Genomic DNA, 21971 nt, shown 5'->3' with positions numbered 1-21971 from the left:
GTAGCTTGTCTGTTTTTTCTATCCTATTGCGCAGGGGCGGCTGCCCTGCTAAATTGCGCGAAATTCCACCAGCGGAGGCTTGTTGATGAGTGTATCCAACCCCCGCCGGGCCAGCCGCGACTAAAAGGTCGTATACAGCCCGGCAAGTTCCTATTGTCGGGTTTCCCCTTACATGGAAACCCCTTCAAACTGTGCCCAGACTAAAGTTCTGAGGCTTGGATGATTTGCGCCTGCGTGTCATGAAATCTCGTGCGCAGGCGCTGTTGAGGGTTAGAACCTTGAGTAAATCCCTGATTTCACGCCGCCCGGCATTCCGGCGCGGTGCTTCCACTGGTGCTGAAAACAATCTTCAGGCCAGTATTTCCCCGTTGCAGGCGCTGGGCTGGAAGCCGTTCTTTCAGCAGCAATTGAGCCTGGACGAGTTGAGCGAGTGCGAGCCGGTGAAGGTGATGGCGGTGCACCGCAGTCAGATTGAAGTGACCGGTGACGGCGGCGACGAGGCGGTGCTGGTAAATGGCCCGCTGTTTGAAGACGCGGCCGAGCGCCCCACGGTGGGCGACTGGCTGTTACTGGAGCGGGAGACCCGCAAGCCGGTCCGCCGGCTCGACCGCGTCAGCCTGTTCAAGCGCATGGCGCCCGGGGCCAAGCAGGCGCAGCTGATCGCGGCGAATGTGGATAACGTGCTGATCGTTTCCTCGTGCAATCACGACTTCAACCTGTCGCGGGTAGAGCGCTATCTGGCACTGGTGAAAGAAGCCGGTTGTCGCGCCTGCCTGGTGCTCACCAAGGCGGACCTGGACGAAGACCATGAGCAGTATCGCAATGCCCTGGAGGGCCATCGCGACCTGCCTGTAGTACTGGTAAACGCGCTGGATTCGGAGAGCGTGCAGCCGCTGCGCGAATACTGCCGCAGTGGGGAAACCCTGGCGCTGCTGGGCTCATCCGGTGTGGGTAAATCCACACTGCTGAACAGTCTCGCCGGCACCGAGCTGGCGGAGACCGGTGGCATCCGCGAGGACGACAGCAAGGGCCGGCATACCACCCGCCACCGCGCGCTCTACGCCATTCCCGATGGTGGCCTGCTGCTGGACAGCCCGGGTATGCGTGAGCTTGGGCTCGCGGATGTCAGCCACGGACTGGCCGCGACCTTTGCAGATATCAGTGCGCTGGCCGCAAAGTGCCGCTTTGCCGACTGCGCGCACGAGTCGGAGCCGGGTTGCGCGGTGCAGGCGGCGGTCGAGTCCGGCGGGTTGGATGAGCGGCGCCTGCGCAACTGGCGCAAGCTGGAGCGGGAAGTGGCGCGCAACAGCAAAACACTGGCGGAAGCCCGTGCGGACGACCGTGCCCTTGGGCAGTTTTACCGTTCGGTGCAGAGCCACGCGCGAGCCCATAAAAAGCGTGTCGACTGACTGTTAACACGCGTGTAGCGCGATAAACCCGCAAGCCGAACACCTCCGAGGTATTTGGCTTGCGGGTTTTTTTGTGGGAGTTTTGATAGTCTGCCCGGCAAATAATCCATTCGCCCCGTACCGCTTCATGAACCCCGATCTCAATCCCTCCCCCAATCCCTACTCCAATCCAGACGCTGCCAGCTGCCGCATTCTGATCGCCGAAGACGACGCTGAACTCAACCAGCAGATTGCCACCATGATCCGCGATGCCGGTTATCAGACCGGCAGCTGCCTGGATGGGGAAGCGGTGTTGCAGGAGGTGGCGCGCCACTCCTACCAGCTGATCCTGCTGGACCTGATGTTGCCCAAGCTGGATGGCCTCTCGGTACTGCGCCTGTTGCGCAAATCCAGCCAGATCCCGGTCATTGTGGTCACCGCCAGGGGCGCGGAAGAAGAGCGGATTACCGGGTTGCGCCACGGCGCCGATGACTATATTTCCAAACCGTTCAATCAGGTGGAACTGCTACTGCGGGTCGAGGCGCTGCTGCGCCGCGCGCAACCGCTGGTCGCGCAAACGCGGGAATCTCTTGAGATCGATCAGTTGCATCTGCAGCTGTCGGATCTGCAGGCGCGGGTAGGGGAGCAGGAGATGGAGCTCACCGCGATTCAGTTCAACCTGCTGTGGGAGCTGGCGGCGAATCGCGGGGAAGTACTGAGCAAGGCTTACCTTTCCCGGGAAGTGCTGAACCGCCCTCTTGGAGCCTACGACCGCAGCCTGGATATGCATCTGAGCCGGGTGCGGCGTAAACTCAACCAGGCAGGGTGGCGCGGCGAGCGTCTGCAAACGGTGCGCGGCCAGGGGTACTGTCTGAAATGAACCGACTCCTGTTGTGGAAATTGATCCTGCTGATCACCGCTGGCGTCGTCGCCATGTTTTATCTGATCAATTACGTCACCGTACGCGCCGAGGAGGAGATGAGTATGCTCAGCCAGGCGCACCGTGCCGAATTGCGCGGATGGGGAAAGCAGGCGGAAGCGCTGTATTTATCCGGGGAGGCGACATCTTTGCCGCAATGGCTGGATGCGTTGCAGGAGCGGGAGGAGACCCTGGCGGCAGTAGTGGGCTATTCCATTCACCACGTGGCTGGCAGTCGTGGCCTGGAAGACCGCTACAGCGGCAACAACCTGGGGCGGGATGTGGAATGGAAAATCCATCTGTATTTTGAAAATAACCCGGTGATGGAGATCCCGTTCGAGAACTCAGATATCAGCTTCCTGGTCCTGCTGCCGGAGCGGATGCGCCCTGGCAGTTACTGGCAGACCACCCGCCTGTTGTTGCAGATTTTCCTGCCTGCACTGATTCTGGCCATTCTGTCCGTGCTTCTGTACCGCCACATCATGCAGCCGTTGGGTAGCCTGCAGCGGGCCACGCGGGACTTCAGTCGCGGGGATTTTTCTGTGCGGGTGCGCCCGCAACTGGGTGGGCGCAAAGACGAGTTCAGCGAGCTTGCCACCACCTTCGACCAGATGGCGGCGCGTATCGGCGAGCAGTTGGTAAACCAGCGCCAGTTGATCGCCGACTTCTCTCATGAGCTGCGCACCCCGCTTACACGCCTGGAAATCGCTATTGAAAGCCTCGGCAAGCATTACCCGGAGGACCCCAATGTTCAGCGCCTGTACCGGGAATCCCGGCATTTCCGCAAACTGACTGAAGATACCCTGGCCCTGGCCTGGCTCGACAACGAGCAGCCAAGTTTGACCCAGGAAACCCTAGACCTGGTGGACCTGATCGATGTCATCGTCGACGATGCCCGTTTTGAATTTCCGGACCGGGAGATAGAGTGCCGGCTGCCGGATACCGCTGAACTGAATAACAGCAACCACCAGGCCGTGGGCCAGGCGCTGGAGAATATTCTGCGCAATGCGCTGCGCTATACGCCGGTGGGCGAAGTGGTGGAAGTTGATCTCAACGCCTGTGCGCTGGACTCCGGTGAGAGCGGGTTTGAGGTGACCGTTAAAGATGGTGGACCCGGGGTGCCGGAAGCGCTGCTGGAAACCATTTTCCGCCCCTTCTTCCAGGCGGACCCCTCACGCAATGCCAGTAAATCGGACAATAGCGGTTCTGGGGGGATTGGCCTCGGCCTGGCGCTGGCGCGCCGGCAGCTCAAAGCCGTGGGAGGCCAGGTGGTAGCCGCCAACCGGCCTCAGGGCGGCTTGTGTATGACGATCACCTTGCCAGTGGTCTGACTGGTATCTGCGTGCAATGTAACAAGTGCAACAGCACTGTACTTCAATAGGGTTAATGGTAATAATTCGCGTTTACGGTTAAGTGAAACTGCGAATCCACCTGATTCACCTGAAAAGGAAAGCCCAATGCCCAACAAATCCCTGCTCAATCACTGCGCGTTGCTGCCGCTACTCGCCACCGGCGCCCTCACTGCAGCGCCCGCTTTTGCGGAAGACAAGGCCGCAGAGCGGGAAAGCCTGGAAACCGTTGTTGTGGTCGGCATGGCCACCGATACCGAAATTACTCCACTGCAGCTGGAAAAGCAGCAGGCCAATGACCTGGCCGATATCTTCCGTCACATCCCGTCCGTATCCGTTGGTGGCTCTCTGGGCATCGCCCAGAAGGTCTATATCCGCGGTATGGAAGATACCCTGCTGAATGTTACCGTCGACGGTGCCCCGCAGACCGGTACCCTGTTCCACCATATCGGCCGTGTCTCCATCGAGCCGGAGCTACTGGACAAGGTCGAAGTGCAATCCGGTGCCGGCGAAGCCACCAGCGGTCCCGGAGCCATCGGCGGTGCCATCCGCTTCAAGACCAAGGGTGCCGACGACCTGCTCGGAAGCGGCGAGCAGTTTGGCGCGCGACTGAAGGGCGGTTATTTCAGCAATGACGGCACCAAGGGCAGCGCCTCCGTCTACGGCAAGCTGGGCGAGAACTGGGGCGTGATCGGCTCCTTTGTCCAGGTCGAACGGAACAATATGAAAGACGGCGCCGGCAATGAAATTCTCGCAACCTCTGCGGATCAGAACCTGGCGTTTGTAAAAGTCAGCGGCGACATCGCTGACAATCAGAAGCTGACCGTCAGCTACGAGCAGCGCGAAGAATCTGGCGAACTGGGTCGCAGACCAAACTGGTACGTACTGGAAGGCGACACGCTGTATCCGATGGATGCGGAGCGTGAAACTCTGGTGGCCAACTACAGCGCCAGCCTGAGCGATGCCGTGAACCTGGAAATTACCGCCTACGACACCAACTCCGACATGGTGCAGGATGGCCCCTGGGGACTGTACGGCGGTAATACCGCATCGATTGGTTTTGATATCCGCAACACCAGCAGTTTCGGTCAGCATACCTTGACCTATGGTATTGAGCGGCGAAATCAGAAGGTGGTTGCCGGTGGTCGTGAGGTGGATTCCACATCAAGCATTTCGGAAAGCGGACGGGTGCAGGGCGCCTACATTCAGGATCACTGGCAGGTGACCGAGCCCCTGCTGCTTAGCTTCGGGGTGCGTTACGACTCCTACGAATTGACACAGAACAATGCCGACGGCGAGTTCAGCAGTGACGATGTCAGCCCCAATGTCGGCTTCTCTTATGCACTGAGCGATACCTGGACGCTTTCTGCGGGTCATGCCCAGGCCGTGCGCGGCAAGGAAATTGGCGATTCCTTTACGCTTGATGTTGCCCATATCGACCCGGATCTGAAGGCAGAATCCGTCGATAACAACGAGCTGGCCCTGGAATATGTTGGCGAAGCCCTGGCATTGAAGGCTGCGGTTTACCAGAGCACCATCGACGACGTGATTTACGATGAGGACCTGTTCGAAAATATCGGTCAACTGGAGTCCGATGGTTTCGAACTGAGCGCTGCTTACTCCTACGACAGCTGGTATTTGTCTGCCGCATACAGTCACAACGATTCCACCCTGAATGGCAACGATATCGAAGGCTACGAGCACAACGGGCTGGGTAATACCCGCGGTGATACCCTCACCCTCGCGGTAGATTACGCGCTTACTGATCGCCTCGACCTTGGCTGGAACCTGACACATGTTCAGGGAATTGATGTTGAGGTACTGCACCGCTCTGTTGAACTGGGCTGGATTGACAGCGTGCAGACCATCGACAAGTCCGGTTATCAGCTGCACGACATCTACCTGCGCTGGCAGCCGCTGCAGGACGACAGTCTGGCGGTAAACTTTGCCGTGCAGAACCTGTTTGACGAGCACTACCGCGACCACTCCAGCGTAGGGGATTACTCCGATATTCCCGGATGGGGCATTGTTTCCGGTGTTTATGAAGCGGGTCGCGACGTCCGCCTGTCTGTAGATTATCGTTTCTGATTTCTGCAGCGAATGAAAGTGAAGGCGCGGTGTGTGAGCACCGCGCCTTTTTCTTTATCGCAGACGACTATTACAGTTATTTATCGCAGAATGTTTTTGTTGGCGTATTTGAAAACTAAATCAATTTAAATAAAACCATGAAATCCAGAACCCGCTTGCTGTGGATAAAACTCCACACCTATTTTTCCTGTTTCTTCCTTCCCCTGGCGGTGATGTACCTCGCCACTGGCATGCTGCATATGATGGATATCGACGGTGGAGTCCGCACCGAGAAGCAGTTTGAAGTTAACCTGCCCAACGGCATTCCCAAGGACGAGGAAGCCGTGCGGGCAGTGATACTGTCGCTGATGCAGGAGAAAGGGCAGGATATGAAGTTGCCTGCGGACTACTATTACGAGCCGAAAGAAAATTATATCGGTTGGTATGGCTACAAGGGGCAGGTGTTCTTCGAGCCGCAGGAAGACCCGAACAAGGCGATACTGCACGTCAAAAAGCACGATCTGTGGCACCAATTTCTGTTGATTCACAAGGGGCACGCCGGGCCGGCGTTCTGGGTGCTCGGTATCATGTTTGGTCTCAGCCTGTTATTCAGTCTGGTCAGCGGCCTGGTGATTGCCATTGCGGTACCGATGTTCCGGAAAACCTCCATCGTATTTACTTTACTGGGAGCTGCCACCCTTGCGATCGGTATTGCGCTGAGTGTGTAGAGTTCTCACTTTTTGATTTTGGCGCGGACAACTCAAATAAAAGCGCGCCAAAATTCCATAATCTATCAGACCAATTTTTACCGGCAGTCGCGCAAAAAATGCGACCCGCATCAAAATATCTTTTCCCCTCCCAACGCGTTCGAAATTTTTTTCGTGAAAAAATTCTTTTAGTTTCATTTGTCTACAGTGATTGGTTGACCAATAGGTCACTGTTTGGCGCGAAATTAAATATTGGTGTTGATTTCAATTTCGCTATTTTGTAGCCGGTTCATACGGTGTGCTTTCAGGAAAAAATTTTCCATTTGTTTTCATTGGTTTAGCGAATTTGGTTAACCAATTGTGCTGCTTCTGCAGGTTTTCTATTGTTCGGTTTTCGGTGATATTTCTGAAAATTGACAGTGTGTTCCAGCGGACATTAGCCTTCCCCGCGCTTCGTGATTTCGTTTTTATTACAGACACCTTCACTTTTTTGGGGGGATGTATTCGTGTGTGGTTGGCAAGTGCGAAGTGTTATAGCGAGTAGATGTTCCGAAATAAAAATCAATAATCAGGTCTCTATGCGATGAGAAAATTCACACTGAAAAAAATCAGTCAGAAAATGGCGCAGTCCGCGCTTTATCTGGCGGTCGGCGTATCCACAGCGGTTGCGGCGACCATCGAAAACCCGGGTTTTGAATCCGGTTGGTCCGGTTGGGAGGATGTCGATCCCTCGGCTATTTCCGGCGTTGCTCACACGGGCAGTGGCAGTGCAAAAATCACCGGCTCCGGTGGGGCTTTTTCCCAGCAGGTGGCGGTAGATCCGCATACGGATTACAGCCTGAGTGCGTGGCTGCGAGGCGCCGGTGGTATTGAGGTCACCGTCGGATCCGATACCTACAGTGATGCCGACAGTTACACCGACTGGGGTGAACTGGGAGTGACCTTCAACTCCGGCAGTCACAGCAGCGTAACGGTCACCGGTACCTATAACGGCGGCGAAGGTCGCTTTGACGACTTCTCCATCGTAAATGGCGGCGGTTCCAGTTCTGGCGGTGGCTCCAGTTCAAGTTCCAGCTCCAGTTCCGGATCGGGTTCCAGTTCCGGCTCCGGGGGTGGCGGCACTGACCTGTGTGAAATCCAGTCTTCCAGCGCCAGTTCCGATGACGGCAACGGACCGGCCAATGCCCACGACGGCAACCTCGGTTCACGCTGGTCCGCCAATGGTGCCGGCGAATACATCACCTTCGATCTGGGCAGCAGTTGCATGGTGAGTGCACTGAATATCGCCTGGTACAAGGGCGATAGCCGTATGGCGTCATTTGAAGTCTACGTGGGCGACAACGAAAACAGCCTCACGTACGTGTACGGTGGCAACAGTTCCGGTAACAGCCTGCAACTGGAGGCGCACAATTTTGACGATTTCTCCGGTCGCTATGTGCGGGTGGTGGGTCTCGGCAACACGTCCAATAGCTGGAACAGTATGACCGAGATTGAAGTGGTGCGCGGCGAAGGTGGCCCGGGTAGCCCAAGCGCGGTGATCGATGTACCGGCGAATGTAACCGTGGGGATTCCGTTTACTCTGGACGGCAGCGGTTCCTACAATTCCAATGGCGGGTCGCTGAATTTCAGTTGGGATTTCGGTGACGGCATTACCTCACTGGATGAGAGCCCGGTACACACCTACAACAGCACCGGTGTGTACACGGTAGATCTGCAGGTCACCAACGCCGGTGGCATTACCGATAGTGCCAGTGCCGAAGTGACCGTCAGCGAACTTCCCTCCGAGTATCCGGTGGCCACCATCAGCGGCTCTACCAACACGCGGGTAAACACCAGCCTGAACCTGAGTGGTTCGTCTTCCTACGATCCGGACGGTGGCGACATTGCTGCCTACGCGTGGGACTTTGGCGACGGCAGTAACGGCAGTGGTGCCAATGTTTCGCACATCTACAGCGAGCAGGGCAGTTACACGGTTACCCTGACGGTTACCGATGATGAGGGCTTTGAATCCTCTACGACCGAAACCGTCACCGTGGATAACGCGGCAGTGGAAGACCTGTGGCCTCTGGTCAACAACAGCTTTGAGCTGAGTTCGTCCACCGGCGGCTGGGAAGAGCGTGACCCCGCCAACGTGGTTTCCACTAACGGCACCTCCAATCCAATGCCGGTGGACGGTGGCCGTCTGCTGGTGATCAAGGGCGATGGAGGTCGTATGGAACAGGCGATCTACAAGCCGGCTGCGGGCAACCGCTATCAGGTGAGCGCCTGGGTTTACAATCACGGCACCATCGGTATTCAGGACCTGGGTTCGGATAACGTCTACGAGACCACCACCAATCACGGCGATGGCTGGCAGCAGGTTACCGTGGAGTATGTTTCTACCGGCTCACCGGCACTGGCCTATGCCCGCTACGGCGATGGCAGCGGTGACGCAATCTTCGATCTGTTTGAAGCGGAAAACGTCACCACCCAGGCCGACCTCGATGTGCCGCCGCCTGCGCCGATCATGCGTTACGCGTCTCAGGTCATCGACCTGTCCTGGTGGAAGCTGACCCTGCCGATCAACGGAGCCGAGGAACACTACACGCCGGACCTGTATACCTTCTCGAGTGACGAGTGGTTCAAACTGATCTTTGACGAAGCGGAGCAGGAGTACGCGGTTCAGTTCCGGGCCAATCACCATGGGGATTCCACCAGTGGCTCCAGCAACCCGCGCAGTGAGCTTCGGGAGATGACCCAGAACTACCATTTCCAGAACTCCAAAAGTGCCGCGGCCTGGTCCAACACCGATGGCAAAAAGCACACCATGTGGATCAAGCAGAAGGTCACCAACCTGACTCATGTGAAGCCACATGTGGTAGTGGGACAGATTCACGACTCCGGCGACGATGTTGTAGTTTTCCGTATCGAAGGCCACAACGGCACCTGTCCTCCGGGCACCGATGACGACTGGGATAACTGCGGCACCGTGGGCAACCCGGACACTCACGCCAATCTGTGGATCACCAATGGCAACGACCGCCACGGCTACCTGGTGGATGGCAACTACGAGTTGGGTACCGTGTTTACGGTGAAGATGGAGTCTTACGACGGGCAGACGCACTTCTACTACAACGAAGAGAAGGTGCCCTACATCCACGACGAAGCCATCTCCGGCTGCTACTTCAAACTGGGGAATTACACCCAGTCTCACGATGGTACAGCGCCGGGAGAAAGCTACGATAATTACGCAGAAACCTATGTGTATGACTACTACGTATCCCACGAATAAGTTTCAGTGCGCAACTTGAAGTCGATAAACGGACTTCAAAAAAAATAAGGGCCGCATTTGCGGCCCTTATTTTTTAACTGTCGAAAAGGAAATATCAGTTCAGCGCCGCCTGGCCTCCCGCATTCGAGACTGGCTTGATACTGCTGATCTCGCCACCCTGGGATTCGATCCAGCCGTTCATACGGTTCTCCAGCACGGTCAATGGCAGCGCACCGGCGCCCAGTAGCGCATCGTGGAACTGGCGGATATCAAAGTTACTGTCGAGAGCTTCTTCTGCGCGCGCACGGATTTCCTTGATCTTCAGCTGGCCGACCTTGTAGGCCAGCGCCTGACCCGGCCACACCAGATAGCGGTCGATTTCCACTACGATGTCGTGCTCGGGTTTTGCGCTGTTATTCATAAAATACTGAATCGCCTCGTCCCGGCTCCAGCCCAACTGATGCATCCCGGTGTCTACCACCAATCGCACCGCGCGCCACATATCGTAGGTGAGTGCGCCGAATTCGTTGTAGGGATCCTTGTACAGGCCCAGGTCGTATCCCAGGCTCTCGGAGTAGAGGCCCCAGCCTTCCACAAAGCCTGTGTACATTTTTGTGCGGCGCAGCGGATGAATATCCTTCTGCTCCTGGGCCAGCGCAATCTGCAGGTGGTGCCCCGGCATGGCCTCGTGCACCGTCAGCGCTTCCATTTCCCAGGTCGGGCGGCTTTTCAGGTTGTAGGTGTTGGCGAAGAAGACGCCCGCACGGCCGGACTCCATGGAGCCCGGCTGATAATAAGCGGTAGTCTGGGATTTTTCTGAGTAACTTGGAATCGGCTTGATACCGTAGGGCAGGCGCGGCAGAGTGCCGAACAGTGCCGGCAGTTCACCGTCGATGCGCTTGGCGATATCCCGGTAATTCTTTAACAGGTCTTCTTTGCTCTCATAGTAGAACTGCGGGTCGTTGCGCAGGAAATTCGTAAACGCCTTGAAGTCACCGTTAAAGCCGGTTTTCTTGATGATCGCATCCATTTCATTGCGAATCCGGCGCACCTCTGCCAGACCAATGCGGTGGATTTCTTCCGGACTCAAGTCAGTCGTGGTTTCTTCGCGCACCTTGTAGGCATACCAGCGAATACCATCATCGTTTCTGGTGAATGCAGTTTCGGTATTCGCGTTGGGAATGTAGTCGCGCTCCACATACTCCGCGAGGCGCTGCCAGTTCTGCACCAGGGATTTCTGATAAATGCTCAGCGCACGGGTGCGCAGTCTGTTTTGCTGCGCCGCGGGAATGCTTGCGGGCATTTCATAAAATGCCTTCAGTAGAGGGCTCTGCTTCGGGTCGGATGGAATCAGTGCGCGAATCTGACCGGGAAGGTCGCGCAGGGTAATTTGCGGCGGAGTCAGGTTTTGCTCCAGCCCTTTTTCCAGCAGAATTTTGGTTTGTTCAATCAGTCCCGGCAATTTGTCCAGGCGCGCGAGAATATCTTCGTAATCGGCAGCGGTACGTTTGGGCATGGCGTTCAGCACCGCGGGTACTCTGCGCTGGATGCCGCTCATGTGATTGACGGGCATCAGGTGCTCGGGGAACTGGTATCCGCGTACCTGCAGCAGCAGGTCCTGATACATCAGCTGGTAGTCGAGCTTCTCGCTGTCGCTGAGTTTGTCTTCGTCGAGGTGACGGCTGGCAGCGAGCAGTTCGCGGGTCTGGCCTTTGCGACGTTCGATGCCTTTGATGGATTGATCGGTCCAGTTCTGTTCTACGCCGGGATAGCCTTCATAAGTGGCGGCTTCGGGGTAGCTTTCCATAATCCAGCGGTAGCGAAGATCTTGCAGTGCTTTTAGTTTGTCACTGGCACCACTTTTCGGAATTTCATCCATGGCGTTGTCGAAAGCTCTATGATCCATGGCCTGTACATTCAGGCTGGCAGCCATTATGGCAATGGATAACCCGAGGCGTTTGGCGTTCAGGACTTGCTTAACGGAATTGGTAAAGGACATCGTACTTCCTGTCTCTGAATTATATGTTGTGTGTTCGAAGCGCTTAAGGCTGACGTGAAGGCGGAGCGCAGGGTGGTGCATTTGGAAACCGTCGCAAACAGGGACGTTTGCGACGGAGCGTACAGGGATGTATTCACAGCGGTTTCCAAATGCACCACCCTGTGATCCGCCGCCACTGGTATTTGTTCGGCGCTCTGCTGGAAGCGCAGTGGCGGCCGGATACCGGGTACGGGTTTTCAGGACCGCGCTAGGCGCCCCCCTGTGAACCCATCCCTGGGCGCTGCGGCGGCGACGTCCTATCGCCGACGCTCCTGAAAACCCGTACCCGGTACCCGGCTTTCGATTTTTACTGTTGTACGTTGTTAGCGTTATATTGCTGCAGCTTGCCCGTTTGATTGGGCCTGGTGCATTTGCGATTGGCGTTCGCGGATTTGTTCTTCGATACCAGAGGCATCAAGGCCGATTTCTGCGAGCAGTTTGGGGTGCTTGCCGTGTTCGATAATTTTGTCAGGCAAGCCCAGCTGCAACAGCGGTACCGGAACGATACGCTGGTTCAGGTATTCTGAAACCGCACTGCCAGCACCGCCGGCAACCGTGTTTTCTTCCAATGTGACCAGCAGCTCGTGGCTGTCGGCCAGACGGTCGATCAACTCTTCGTCCAGGGGTTTTACCCAGCGCATATCAACCAGCGTCGCGCCGAGTTTTTCCGCCGCTTCACGAGCCGGCGTCAACAGGGTGCCGAAACTCAGGATCGCAACGTTTTTGCCTTCCTGAATCACCCGACCCTTGCCGACCGGCAGCTCCGTCATTGTTTTTTCGATTTCCACACCCGGGCCAGTGCCGCGCGGGTAGCGTACCGCAGAGGGGCCCTGGTGCTGGTAAGCGGTGTAGAGCAGCTGGCGGCACTCGTTTTCGTCGCTGGGGGCGGCGATGATCATATTGGGCAGGCAGCGCATAAAGGTCAGATCGAAGCTGCCCGCGTGGGTGGGGCCGTCTTCGCCGACGAGGCCGGCGCGGTCGATGGCGAAGGTGACATCCAGGTTCTGGATGGCCACGTCGTGCACCAGCTGGTCGTAACCGCGCTGCAGGAAGGTGGAGTAGATCGCGACCACCGGCTTCTGGTCTTCGCAGGCGAGGCCAGCGGCGAGGGTGACCGCGTGCTGCTCGGCGATGGCGACGTCGTGGTAGCGCTCTGGGAAGCGCTCGGCGAATTCCACCATGCCGGAGCCTTCGCACATGGCCGGGGTGATACCGATCAGCTTTTCATCCTGCTCGGCGGTGTCGCACAGCCACTGGCCGAAAATATCCTGATACTTTGGTGATTTCTTTTTCAGCTCCGGAACTGCAACCTGAACCTTGGGTTCGGGCTCGAGTTTATTGAGCGCGTGGTAACCCACCGGGTCTTCTTCCGCCGGGCCAAAGCCCTTGCCCTTGGTGGTGACGATATGCAACAGCTGCGGGCCGCGCTGATTGCGCAGGTTGCGCAGGGTGTGCACCAGGTCCTGCATATTGTGGCCGTCGAGGGGGCCTACGTAATTGAAGCCCAGCTCCTCGAACAGAGTGCCGGGGGTAATCATGCCCTTCACGTGCTCTTCGGTGCGGCGCGCCAGCTGCCAGGCCTTGGGAATGGCCGACAGGATCTTGCGGCTGCCCTCGCGCATATTCAGGTAGGTCTTGCTGGCCAGAATCCGCGCGAAGTAGGTGGCGAGGCCGCCCACGTTCTTGGAGATGGACATGCGGTTGTCGTTCAACACCACCAGCATGTCTTTGCCGGTGTGGGCCGCGTGGTTCAGGGCCTCGAAGGCCATACCGGCGGTCATGGCGCCATCGCCGATAACGGCCACCACCTTGCGCTCATCCGGGGAGCCCAGGGCCATACCCAGGGCGGCACTGATGGAGGTGCTGGAATGACCCACACCGAAGGTGTCGTAAGGGCTTTCGCTGCGTTTGGGGAAGCCGGAAAGGCCGCCCTGCTGGCGCATACTGAGCATCTGCTCGCGGCGGCCGGTAAGGATCTTGTGCGGGTAGGTCTGGTGGCCTACATCCCACACCAGGCGGTCTTCCGGGGTGTTGTAGATGTAGTGCAGGGCAATGGTGAGCTCTACCACGCCCAGACCGGCACCAAAGTGACCGCCGGTCTGGCCCACGCAGTAGAGCAGGTATTCACGCAGCTCGGTTGCCAGTTCCGGCAACTGTTTTTCCGACAGGGCGCGCAGTTGGGCCGGGTCATCGATCTGGTCGAGGAGCGGCGTAGTCGGGCGCTGGCGGGGAATCTCGTCGAACATCAAGGGTCCTGAATCGGGCAGCTCGGGGCGCCGCACTTTCCATGGCACTAACCATAGAGTTATCCACAGAGTGGCGGGCGGCGGCCCAAGGTATCAATTGCAACTGATATAAGAAGCGAATTGTATGCCCCCCGAAGGGATATTGCATCCCGCGCGGCAGGGCGGCTCCCCGGTCAGTAATTGCGGTCAGAGCCAGCCCAGTACCAGGTAGATCCCCAGCAGCAGGACCACACCGGCCACCATACTGCCGGTGAGCCAGTTGCGGGCCATGACGCCTTCGGCGCGGTGGTGGCTGGCAACGCCCTCCACCAGCCGTTCAACGCCGGAAACCGCCGCCTGGCGCAGGCGGCTGTCCAGGGCAAACAGGCGGTTGAACAGGGCGCGCATGGCGTCCGGTACCAGCCGGCGGTAGATCCACTCCGCATCGAGGTTCACCGAGGGCAGTTCCGGCGGGTACAGGTGGCGCAGGTTCAACCATACGAACGCAAGGGCTGAGAAGAACAGCAGTTGCAGCTGGGTCAGCACATGGGTCACGTCGTAGGGTGTGTAAGACATCTGGTAAGGCAGCAGGCTGTACAGCGCCTGTGGATAGATGCCGATGGTCAGGCACAGCGCTGCGGCGATCGTCATGGCGATCAGCATATTCACCGGCGGCTCGCGGGCCGGCAGCTTGGCGTCGTGGGCGAAGAAGGCAAAGTAGGGGATCTTGATGCCCGCGTGGTGGAACACACCCGCGGAGGCGAACAGCAGGATCAGCCAGACCCAGTCGTAGCCATTCTTGATCGCCGCACTCATCACCATGGACTTGCTGACAAATCCACTGAACAGCGGGAAGGCTGAAATGGACGCAGCGCCGACGATACACAGCACCGTGGTCTTGGGCATTTTCTTGTAGAGCCCGCCCAGTTCCGAGCCGTTGATCTTGCCGGTCACGTGCAGCACCGCGCCCATGGACATAAACAGCAGCCCTTTGAAGATCACATCGTTAAACGCGTGGGCCACAGCGCCGTTGATAGCGAGTGAGGTGCCGATGCCAATCCCCACCACCATAAAGCCCAGCTGGTTGATCAGGCTGTAAGCCAGTACCCGGCGCAGATCGTTTTCGATGACCGCGTAAAAGATCGGGAAGCAGGCCATGGTAGCGCCGATATACACCAGCAGTTCGGTGCCCGGGTAGGCCCGCGCCAGAGCATAAACGGCGACTTTGGTGGTAAACGCGCTGAGAAACACGGTGCCGGTGGGCGTGGACTCCGGATAGGCATCGGTGAGCCAGTTGTGGAAAAACGGGAAGGCGCACTTGATACCGAAGGCGAGGAAGATCATCCAGCTGTAGGCGTTGTCATCGAGGCCGATCTGGCCGAATTCGAGGGTACCGTGGGTCTGGCCGTAGAAGATGATCCCGCCGAGCAGCAACAGCCCGGAAAGAATATGCAGGGTGAAATAGCGCAGCCCCGCCACATAGGCGCGGCCGCTGCGGCGCGCCCACACCAGGAATACCGAGGTCAGTGCCAGCAGTTCCCAGAAAATAAACAGGGTGAGCAGATCCCCGGCAAACACCGCGCCCAGAGCACTGCCTGCATAGAGCATACTGGCGACCTGTTGCAGGGTATCGCGCACATGCAGGGCGTAAATCACCGAGATCAGTGCGGCAATATGGAAGAGGTAGCCGAATAGCAGGCTCAGCTTGTCCGCTTTGAACAACAGCAGGTTGAAATCGAGAATGGCGTAGTGGCCGAATTCAACTCCGGAACCGCCGGCGCCCAGCTGCCATAAGTTGGCGAGGCCGAGAATCGGTACCGCGATAAACAGTAGTGCCCGCACCCAGCCGCGCAAAAACAGGCCCAGTGCCGCGGCGACAAAAAACGGAATAAACGGCGCAACTTCATACATGATCGCGCTCTCCGTTCAAGTAAATGGTGGGATCTTCTTCCGTAGGTTCGCCGCTATCGACGGCATTGAAGTCGGCCAGCTCCCGCTTATCGTAATAGTCTTCCGGTCGCATCAGGAAGGTGCGCATCCATTTGGCCGCAAACACCAGAATCACACAGCCTACAAATCCGTATACCGGGTAAAAGCCGGGCAATCCTTCCCAGCGGAATTCCGTGTGGCGATGAATGACAAAATCCGCCGCAAATAACAGCGCACAGATTGCGTAAAACACCCGCAGCATATTGCGGATGTTTTTGGGGCTGTCGAAGAAATCCTGTTTATCACTGTTCATATCAGATTCCAGCCTTGATCAGCACATAGAACGCATCGGGAAACAGTAAAAGGTAAATACAGCCCGCCGCGGTGATGCCGAGGGCAATCAGGGATGGCAGGGGAGCTTCCCTGATGACGGTAGCTCCAGCCGCGTGCCCGTCAGCAGTTATCCCATCCCGATCGTTATTGGAAAAGAACGCGCGCAGCGGAATTGGCAGCAGATAGGCGATGCTCAGCAGTGAGCTGAGCATCAGCAGCCCCATCAAAACCCACTGCTCGGCCTCAAATGTCCCCAGCATCAGATACCACTTGCTCCAGGTGCCGCCGGTAGGCGGGATGCCGATGATGCACAGGCTTGCTACCAGAAACGCGGTCATGGTGACCGGCATCTGTCGGCCGAGGCCGCGCAATTGATTGACTTCGGTTTTGTGTGCGGCCACAAGGATCGCGCCCGCACAAAAGAACAGGGTGATCTTGCCAAAGGCGTGCATCACGATGTGCAGTGCGCTGCCGGTCATGCCCGCGCTGGTGGCGAGCAGGGCGCCCAGAGTGATATAGCCCAGCTGGCTTACGGTGGAATAGGCCAGGCGTTTTTTCAGGTTCTGTTGGCGCAGGGCAATGATAGATGCGAGCAGAATCGAAACGCCTGCCAGGTACAACAGCCACTCGGTCGCCGGGATCGCCTGCAGGGTCTCGATTCCAAATATCAGCAGGCAGATTTTCAGCAGTACAAACACACCGGCCTTTACCACGGCTACCGCGTGCAATAATGCGCTGACCGGTGTCGGCGCCACCATGGCTGCGGGCAGCCAGCGGTGGAAGGGCATGATCGCCGCCTTGCCCACGCCGAACACAAACAGCCCCAGCAGAACGGACAAAAGCGCGAGAGAAGTACCCGGCGAGAAAACGCCGCCCTGTTGGAACGAAAGCGTACCGGCGAGCAGCCAGGTGGCAATGATCGCGAGCAGGAAAAAGCCCACCGAAGTGCCCAGCAGAATTCCGAGATAAATCCGTCCACCGGCGCGGGCCTTGTCGGTACCCGCGTGGGTGACCAGCGGGTAAGTACAAAGTGTCAGTACTTCGTAAAAGATAAACAGGGTAAACAGGTTTTCCGCAAAGGCGATGCCCATGACCGCGCCAATGGAAACCGCGAACAGACTGTAAAACCGCGTCTGGTTTTGCTCGCCGTGGCCGCGCATATAGCCGATAGCATAGAGCGTGGTGATAATCCACAGGAAGCTCGCCACCAGGGCAAACATCAATCCGAGAGGTTCTACCCGAAAGGCCAGTGCCAGCCCCGGCAAAATTTCCAGCCAGTGCGCAGCGATCACATCGCCATTCAGCATGGGTTGATAGAGTTGGGTGACGGTAAAAAACAGCGCGCTGGCGGCAATCAGCGAGACTGCTTCGCGGACATTTTCCCAGCGGGCAGCGAGCTGAATGCCCACCAGTGCCAGTAGCGGAATCAACAGTGTCAGTTGCAACAGACTGGATTCATTCATTGCGCAGCGCCTCCGAGCAGGAATTGCGAGGCTGCGGCAGTCACTTCTACCGGCAGGCGGGTATCAATCCCGAAATATATATTCGCGGCGATCAGCAGCCAGGCGGGTAGCAGGATACCCAGCGGTGCTTCGCGTTTACTCGCCGCACCAGATTCACTTTCCGGCGCTTGGAAATAGGCCGCTTCCACTAGCTTCCAGATATAGGCCACCGCTAGCAGCGAACCGAGCACCACCAGCACCGCCACCCACCAGAGCTGCTGCTCCATGGCGGCGGCAATCAGGTACCACTTGCTGACAAAGCCCACGGTCAGCGGCATGCCGATCAGGCTGATGCCACCCACCACAATGGCGGCCATAGTCCAGGGCATGGTGCGGCCGAGACCGCGGAAGTGCTCGATACGGCAGCCGCCCATCTGATAAACCAGTCCAGCCAGCGCCAGGAACAGGCCGCCCTTCATCAACGCGTGGTTGAACAGGTGCATCAGCGTGGCCTGCAGTGCGGTGGCGGTGCCAATGCCGATCCCCACCACCATATAGCCAATCTGCGCCACACTGGAAAACGCCAGCATACGTTTGATATTGGCCTGGTAGATGGCAACGATGGATGCGGCAAATACACCTACCAAGCCGAGACCGATCAACAGAATATCCAGCGGTAGATGCGACAGGGAGAAGTCCACGCCGAACACGGTAAATGTAAAGCGCAGTAACAGATATAGCGCGACCTTGGTAGCGGTGGCGGCGAGAAACGCGGTGACGATCGATGGTGCACAGCTGTAGGCGTTCGGCAGCCACAGGTGCAGCGGGAACAGCGCCAGCTTGAGACAGATGCCCACAAAAATAAACGCAAAGGCCGCGAGCACCGTGGTGGATTCACCGAGCGGCGGTATGCGCGCGGCCAGATCCGCCATATTCAATGTGCCGGTCATCATGTACAGGAAGCCGATACCGATCAGGATAAAGGTGGCACCGATGGTGCCCATAATCAGGTACTGGAACGCTGCCCACAGTGCACGGCGATCCTTGCCGAGCGCGATCAGTGCGTAGGTGGAGAGAGAGGAAATTTCCAGAAATACGAATACATTGAACGCGTCGCCGGTGGCGACGATACCCAGCAGGCCGGCAAAGCACAGCAGATAAAGGGTATAGAAAACGGTCTGACGATTGGGCTCCAGCTCCTTCTGGACACTGGTGTTGGCGGCAAGCAACACCACGCTGCTGAGCGCGGAAACGATAAACAGTACCCAGGCGTTAAGGAGGTCGATACGGTATTCGATTCCCCAGGGCGCTTTCCAGCCGCCCAGTTCATAGGTGATGGGGCCTGCGGCATAAACCTGCTGCAACAGCAGAATGCTGACTACCAGTGCAGCCACACTGACCGCGAGGGTAAACAGCCACACCAGGGTGGTCTTACGAATCAGCAGGCAGGAGGGGGCCGCCATCAGCGGCAGAATGACCTGCAAAATAGGGAGGTGCGACAGCATGGTCTACGGCTCCTTGTCCACAGCGGGCTGGGGTTGTGACGGGGTGCGCTCCTGCTGCGCTTCCGCAGCCTGAATGTCCCGTTCTTCTATGGAGACATAGGCGTGTTTAATGCGAATGGTCAGCGCCAGAGCCAGTGCGGTGGTCGCAATTCCCACAACAATCGCGGTAAGGATCAGCACATGGGGCAGCGGGTTGGAATAGAGAGTGTCGCCCTCATGCAGAATGGGCGCACTGCCACCATCCACTTTGCCCACACTGATATAAAAAATGAAAACGGAGGTCTGAAAAATATTCAATCCGATGATCTTCTTCACCAGGTTGCCCTGGGCGATCACTATGTACAGGCCGATCATCATTAACGCAATGACGATCCAGTAGTTGTAGTGCGATGCCAATAACATCCTAACCGGCCCCCCGTTCCAGTGTTTGTAGTGGGGACAGACCGCGACTGACCTCACCGTCGGCGGTATCGTCGGCAAAGGGCGGTGTGCCCTTGATCGCGAGTTCTGCCTCCCGGTCGCGCAGCTGCGCGGAGAACAGATAGGAAATCATGATCATCACCGAGGCGACGGTGACACCGACGCCGATTTCTATGGCGATAATGCCGATGTGTTGCCCGGTAACCGGGTCCTCGGCCAGAGCGCTGTAATCCAGAAAATTTTTTCCACTGGCGAGACTCAACAGTCCTGTGCAGCCAAAAATCAGAACACCCATTGCCGACAATAGCTGGACCAGCTCGTGGCTGGCGACCTTGCGCACTGCGTCCAGGCCAAACACCATGCTGTAGAGAATAAATCCCACCGCAAAGATCACCCCTGCCTGAAAGCCGCCACCGGGGCCGTACTCACCATGGAATTGCACGTACAGTGCGTAGAGCATGATCGGCGCAATCAACACCTTGGCAACAACCCGCAGAACGATATCCCGCGATGCTTGCTGTACCGGTGAAGGCTGCATAATCCGCAACGGTTGAGCGGCATTGGTCATCAGCAGTGACAGTACCCCGAGTCCGGCGGTAAAGATCACCACCACCTCGCCAAAGGTATCGAAGCCCCGGTAACTGGCCAATACCGATGTGACGATATTGGGGATACCGATTTCACTCATGGATTCCTGGATATAGTGCGGTGCCACATGCACCTGTGCTGGTGCGTTCGCATCACCGAAGGACGGCATGTCGACGGTAGCGGTAACCAGCAGTGCGCCCACGGTGGCCACAAGTGCAATGGCGAGTCGCGCGCGATTACGGTCTGCGCGCTGGTAGCGGCCACAAAGTGCGAGTGTCAGCAAGATCAGTAGCGGTGAAATTCCGGCACCCACGGCCGCTTCGGTAAATGCGACATCCACCGCGCCCATGGTCATGAAAAAGCCCGCCGATAGCAGACCGTAAATGCCCGCCAGCATGGCTGCGGCAAACAGGTCTTTGATCCAGGCGATGGAAATGGCGGTGACCAGCAACAGGGCCAGTAGCGCGATATCAAGTAGCAGGTTCATCGGTATCGACCCTCGATGGCTGCCGGTATTGTTTTTGTTGTCATCATTGCGGTTGTCAATTCCCGAAATTGGCCCCGGTTGCGTGATATATGTGACGCTCAGACGCGGGTGCTGTCGGCGGCTTCAGGCTCGGCGTCTGGCGAAGTATCCACAGGTTGTGAGTTCGTCATTTCTGTCGGTGTTGGCTCTGGCGCAATCTGCGGCAGGCGCAGTGCGCTGAGTTGCGCCGAGCGCGCGAGTGCGTGGCTGGCGGTGGGGCTGGTAAAGAAAATAAACAGCATGATCAGCGCCAGTTTAAAAAGCGCAAGACTCCAGCCGGCGGTGAGCATCAGGCCACTGATAATCAGTAAGGTGGCGAGGGTGTCGGTAATGCCCGCCGCGTGCATGCGAGAGTAGAAATCGGGGAAGCGCAGCACGCCCACTGCGCCGGTCAACATGAAAAAACAGCCCAGTAAAAGCAGGGTGCCACTGGCAAAAGATTGTACTGTTTCAATCACCGGACACCTCCGGCGCGCCGGTACCATTGCGGGTGCGGAACTCAAAATACCGCAACACCCCGATTACACTCACAAAGTTGATGAGCGCGTAGACGATGGCAATATCGAGATATTCGGGTTCGCCAAACGTAAAGCAGATAACCGCAATCAACAGTACGGTTTTTGTGCCGAACATATTCACTGCGAGAATGCGATCGTGAATCGTCGGCCCCTTTATCGCGCGTATCAGCGCAAGCGTCATAACGACGAGCAGGGCAATCAATGTAGCGTTCAGCATTATTAATCTGCCCTGTCAGCGTTCGGTAACGGGTGTGTTGTCGGTGAGAGCCGCAACCCGCCGCTCCAGCTCGCCCCTCTTGAGGTCATCCAGGCCGCTGCGGCGAAGGGCATGTACCAGCACCGAGTCACTATCGACGTCCACTGCGACTGTACCCGGGGTCAGGGTAATGGAATTGGCATAGAGGACTCGACCGAGATCGGATGGCAGGTCGACGGGGATGCGTTCACTGCAGGGGGAGATGGTCGTGCGTCGGGAAAGGATACCGCCCCACACACAGGCGGCCACCTCCAGGTTACTGGCGATGATTTTGCGCAGTAGCCACAGATAGTAACCGGGTAATGTTGCCCATAATTGCAGAGGCAGGGATTCTCCATCCACCACTTTCATGCGCCGGGCAATGAGGATTACAAAGACCGTGGAGGCTAAGCCAAAAGTGAGAATCAGAGCAGTGTATTGCCCGGAGTTACTTAGCCATATAAATGCGAGAACGGCAAAAAGGCACAGGGTATAACGCATGAATAATCTACTACAAAAACCATATTAGAGT

General features: G+C 57.4%; 17 protein-coding genes. 6 read left to right on the top strand and 11 right to left on the bottom strand.

The window, feature by feature from the left end:
• Nucleotides 1-278 precede the first annotated feature (278 nt).
• The 6 genes from rsgA (at nt 279) to ACYX4K_RS12055 (ending at nt 9701) form a co-directional block, all read left to right on the top strand.
• Entirely contained in the window at nt 279-1409 is a 1131-nt protein-coding gene (gene rsgA, locus ACYX4K_RS12080; RefSeq protein ID WP_475091877.1) for a ribosome small subunit-dependent GTPase A, read from the top strand.
• Between the two features lie 127 nt (nt 1410-1536).
• Complete coding sequence (locus tag ACYX4K_RS12075; protein WP_475091878.1) at nt 1537-2268, top strand: response regulator transcription factor; 732 nt, start codon at nt 1537-1539, stop codon at nt 2266-2268.
• Nucleotides 2265-3638 (top strand): sensor histidine kinase, encoded by a 1374-nt coding sequence (locus ACYX4K_RS12070; protein WP_475091879.1) that lies wholly within the window; start codon nt 2265-2267, stop codon nt 3636-3638. Before ACYX4K_RS12075 ends, ACYX4K_RS12070 begins: the two co-directional genes overlap by 4 nt.
• A gap of 126 nt (nt 3639-3764) precedes the next feature.
• Entirely contained in the window at nt 3765-5744 is a 1980-nt protein-coding gene (locus ACYX4K_RS12065; RefSeq protein WP_475091880.1) for a TonB-dependent receptor domain-containing protein, read from the top strand.
• A gap of 137 nt (nt 5745-5881) precedes the next feature.
• Nucleotides 5882-6451 carry a hypothetical protein gene (locus tag ACYX4K_RS12060; RefSeq protein ID WP_475091881.1) on the top strand — a complete coding sequence of 190 codons (570 nt, stop codon included), beginning with the start codon at nt 5882-5884 and terminating at the stop codon, nt 6449-6451.
• Between the two features lie 562 nt (nt 6452-7013).
• Complete coding sequence (locus tag ACYX4K_RS12055; protein WP_475091882.1) at nt 7014-9701, top strand: PKD domain-containing protein; 2688 nt, start codon at nt 7014-7016, stop codon at nt 9699-9701.
• 94 nt (nt 9702-9795) lie between these two features.
• Here the strand turns inward: ACYX4K_RS12055 and ACYX4K_RS12050 are convergent, their stop codons facing one another.
• The 11 genes from ACYX4K_RS12050 to ACYX4K_RS12000 all read right to left on the bottom strand — a co-directional run bounded on the left by ACYX4K_RS12050 (nt 9796) and on the right by ACYX4K_RS12000 (nt 21940).
• On the bottom strand, nt 9796-11679 hold the full coding sequence (locus ACYX4K_RS12050) for a DUF885 domain-containing protein (RefSeq protein WP_475091883.1): 1884 nt from the start codon (nt 11677-11679) through the stop codon (nt 9796-9798).
• Nucleotides 11680-12047: 368 nt separating this feature from the next.
• On the bottom strand, nt 12048-13964 hold the full coding sequence (gene dxs / locus ACYX4K_RS12045) for a 1-deoxy-D-xylulose-5-phosphate synthase (protein WP_475091884.1): 1917 nt from the start codon (nt 13962-13964) through the stop codon (nt 12048-12050).
• A gap of 186 nt (nt 13965-14150) precedes the next feature.
• A complete protein-coding gene (locus ACYX4K_RS12040) occupies nt 14151-15854 on the bottom strand; it encodes a Na(+)/H(+) antiporter subunit D (RefSeq protein WP_475091885.1) in 1704 nt (567 codons plus the stop codon).
• Nucleotides 15847-16185: a hypothetical protein gene (locus ACYX4K_RS12035; protein WP_475091886.1), complete on the bottom strand. Its 339-nt coding sequence runs from the start codon at nt 16183-16185 to the stop codon at nt 15847-15849. Before ACYX4K_RS12035 ends, ACYX4K_RS12040 begins: the two co-directional genes overlap by 8 nt.
• A 1-nt stretch (nt 16186) precedes the next feature.
• Entirely contained in the window at nt 16187-17668 is a 1482-nt protein-coding gene (locus tag ACYX4K_RS12030) for a proton-conducting transporter transmembrane domain-containing protein (RefSeq protein WP_475091887.1), read from the bottom strand.
• Nucleotides 17665-19152 carry a monovalent cation/H+ antiporter subunit D family protein gene (locus ACYX4K_RS12025; RefSeq protein ID WP_475091888.1) on the bottom strand — a complete coding sequence of 496 codons (1488 nt, stop codon included), beginning with the start codon at nt 19150-19152 and terminating at the stop codon, nt 17665-17667. The genes ACYX4K_RS12030 and ACYX4K_RS12025 overlap by 4 nt, the downstream gene beginning before the upstream one ends.
• A 3-nt stretch (nt 19153-19155) precedes the next feature.
• The gene (locus ACYX4K_RS12020) at nt 19156-19554 is read right to left on the bottom strand and encodes a cation:proton antiporter subunit C (protein WP_475091889.1); all 399 of its coding nucleotides are present in this window, start codon (nt 19552-19554) and stop codon (nt 19156-19158) included.
• 1 nt (nt 19555) lies between these two features.
• Nucleotides 19556-20647 (bottom strand): DUF4040 domain-containing protein, encoded by a 1092-nt coding sequence (locus ACYX4K_RS12015; protein WP_475091890.1) that lies wholly within the window; start codon nt 20645-20647, stop codon nt 19556-19558.
• A 98-nt stretch (nt 20648-20745) separates the two neighbouring features.
• The gene (gene mnhG, locus ACYX4K_RS12010; protein ID WP_475091891.1) at nt 20746-21144 is read right to left on the bottom strand and encodes a monovalent cation/H(+) antiporter subunit G; all 399 of its coding nucleotides are present in this window, start codon (nt 21142-21144) and stop codon (nt 20746-20748) included.
• Entirely contained in the window at nt 21137-21421 is a 285-nt protein-coding gene (locus ACYX4K_RS12005; protein WP_475091892.1) for an MrpF/PhaF family protein, read from the bottom strand. Before ACYX4K_RS12005 ends, mnhG begins: the two co-directional genes overlap by 8 nt.
• Nucleotides 21422-21436: 15 nt before the next feature.
• Complete coding sequence (locus ACYX4K_RS12000) at nt 21437-21940, bottom strand: Na+/H+ antiporter subunit E (RefSeq protein ID WP_475091893.1); 504 nt, start codon at nt 21938-21940, stop codon at nt 21437-21439.
• Between the last annotated feature and the right edge of the window lie 31 nt (nt 21941-21971).

The sequence above is a fragment of the Microbulbifer sp. ABF4_107 genome, assembly GCF_056312215.1.
This window is presented reverse-complemented; position numbering and strand designations above follow the sequence as displayed.

What these genes read in the sequence shown, in the direction of transcription:
- ACYX4K_RS12075 (WP_475091878.1), top strand. Translation starts at nt 1,537, where the DNA reads ATGAACCCCGATCTCAATCCCTCCCCCAATCCCTACTCCAATCCAGAC.
- ACYX4K_RS12070 (WP_475091879.1), top strand. Translation starts at nt 2,265, where the DNA reads ATGAACCGACTCCTGTTGTGGAAATTGATCCTGCTGATCACCGCTGGC.
- ACYX4K_RS12065 (WP_475091880.1), top strand. Translation starts at nt 3,765, where the DNA reads ATGCCCAACAAATCCCTGCTCAATCACTGCGCGTTGCTGCCGCTACTC.
- ACYX4K_RS12060 (WP_475091881.1), top strand. Translation starts at nt 5,882, where the DNA reads ATGAAATCCAGAACCCGCTTGCTGTGGATAAAACTCCACACCTATTTT.
- ACYX4K_RS12055 (WP_475091882.1), top strand. Translation starts at nt 7,014, where the DNA reads ATGAGAAAATTCACACTGAAAAAAATCAGTCAGAAAATGGCGCAGTCC.
- ACYX4K_RS12050 (WP_475091883.1), bottom strand. Translation starts at nt 11,679, where the DNA reads ATGTCCTTTACCAATTCCGTTAAGCAAGTCCTGAACGCCAAACGCCTC.
- dxs (WP_475091884.1), bottom strand. Translation starts at nt 13,964, where the DNA reads ATGTTCGACGAGATTCCCCGCCAGCGCCCGACTACGCCGCTCCTCGAC.
- ACYX4K_RS12040 (WP_475091885.1), bottom strand. Translation starts at nt 15,854, where the DNA reads ATGTATGAAGTTGCGCCGTTTATTCCGTTTTTTGTCGCCGCGGCACTG.
- ACYX4K_RS12035 (WP_475091886.1), bottom strand. Translation starts at nt 16,185, where the DNA reads ATGAACAGTGATAAACAGGATTTCTTCGACAGCCCCAAAAACATCCGC.
- ACYX4K_RS12030 (WP_475091887.1), bottom strand. Translation starts at nt 17,668, where the DNA reads ATGAATGAATCCAGTCTGTTGCAACTGACACTGTTGATTCCGCTACTG.
- ACYX4K_RS12025 (WP_475091888.1), bottom strand. Translation starts at nt 19,152, where the DNA reads ATGCTGTCGCACCTCCCTATTTTGCAGGTCATTCTGCCGCTGATGGCG.
- ACYX4K_RS12020 (WP_475091889.1), bottom strand. Translation starts at nt 19,554, where the DNA reads ATGTTATTGGCATCGCACTACAACTACTGGATCGTCATTGCGTTAATG.
- ACYX4K_RS12015 (WP_475091890.1), bottom strand. Translation starts at nt 20,647, where the DNA reads ATGAACCTGCTACTTGATATCGCGCTACTGGCCCTGTTGCTGGTCACC.
- ACYX4K_RS12005 (WP_475091892.1), bottom strand. Translation starts at nt 21,421, where the DNA reads ATGCTGAACGCTACATTGATTGCCCTGCTCGTCGTTATGACGCTTGCG.
- ACYX4K_RS12000 (WP_475091893.1), bottom strand. Translation starts at nt 21,940, where the DNA reads ATGCGTTATACCCTGTGCCTTTTTGCCGTTCTCGCATTTATATGGCTA.